The sequence below is a fragment of the Thermoflavimicrobium dichotomicum genome (assembly GCF_900114055.1).
Classification (GTDB): Bacteria; Bacillota; Bacilli; order Thermoactinomycetales; family Thermoactinomycetaceae; genus Thermoflavimicrobium; species Thermoflavimicrobium dichotomicum.
The window spans coordinates 1-1,238 of the sequence record NZ_FORR01000070.1; the positions used below are offsets into that span (position 1 = coordinate 1).

General features: G+C 45.0%; 1 pseudogene. It reads left to right on the top strand.

What is annotated here, in order from left to right:
* Nucleotides 1-1,168: pseudogene (locus tag BMZ78_RS18415) on the top strand (IS1182 family transposase); the annotation flags it as partial.
* Between the last annotated feature and the right edge of the window lie 70 nt (nt 1,169-1,238).

A 1,238-nucleotide genomic window follows, 5' to 3' on the forward strand; every position in this document is an offset into this window, starting at 1 on the left:
GTCATGCTGTTCAAAATGCTCTTGATCGGTTATTTGTACGGAATTCGCTCAGAGAGACGCCTCATTGAGGAGATCCGGGTGAACATCGCCTACCGTTGGTTTGTTGGACTTTCGCTGACCGATCGTACCACACCACTCCATCTTCAGCCAAAACCGCCGGCGGCGGTTTCAACAGTCTGAGATTTATCAGGAAATCTTCGATGAAATCGTACTTCAAGCCATGCAACATGGTTTCATTGAAGGGAAGCAATTGTTCACCGATTCCACGTTTTTAAAAGCGAATGCCAGCAAAAGCAAATTTAAAAAGCAAAAGGTCACTGTCACCCCCAAGGATTATGTGGAACAGTTAGAAAAAGCCATTGACGAAGATCGAATTCAACATGGCAAAAAACCGTTAAAAAAACAAATCCAGCTTGAAGAAAGAGAAATCCGAGTGAGCACCACGGACCCTGACAGTGGTTATATGGTTCGGGATGGAAAACCCGAAGGGTTCTTTTATTTGGATCACCGAACCGTTGACGGAAAGTACAATTTCATCACAGATGTGTACGTAACTCTTGGAAACGTTCATGATTCCGTCCCGTATCTCGAACGGCTGGATCGACAGATCAGCCGGTTCGGATTCCAAGTAGAGGAAGTCGCCTTGGATGCCGGCTATCTCACAATGCCCATTTGCCAAGGACTGAAGGAACGGGAAATTTTTGCCGCGATTGCTCACCGGAGTTTTCGGCCAAAGAAAGGTCTGTTCTTCAAATGGCAATTTAAGTACATACCAGAAAAAGATGTATATCTGTGTCCTGCCAAACATGAACTCTCCTACAAAACCACCAATCGCTTGGGATACCGCGAATACAAATCCAACCCCCAAGTTTGCAAAAACTGCTCTTTCCTTTCCAAATGCACTCATTCCAAAACATATACCAAAACGATCACTCGTCATGTTTGGGAAGACGCAAAAGAGTGGGCACGTCAAAACCGTTTAAGTGCAAGAGGCAAACAACTGTATAAACGACGGAGCCAGACCATTGAGCGCAGCTTCGCTGACGCCAAAGAACTTCATGGGCTTCGATATGCACGCTACAGGGGGCTTGCCAAAGTCAGAGAGCAATGCCTCCTTATTGCCGTGGCTCAAAACATCAAAAAAATGGCCTTGCTCCTCTCAAAGAGAGGAAAAGGCTTTGTGATCTGTCTCATTTTCTATATTCAATTCCCTTTATTTGTTTATTTCCCAGAAACAT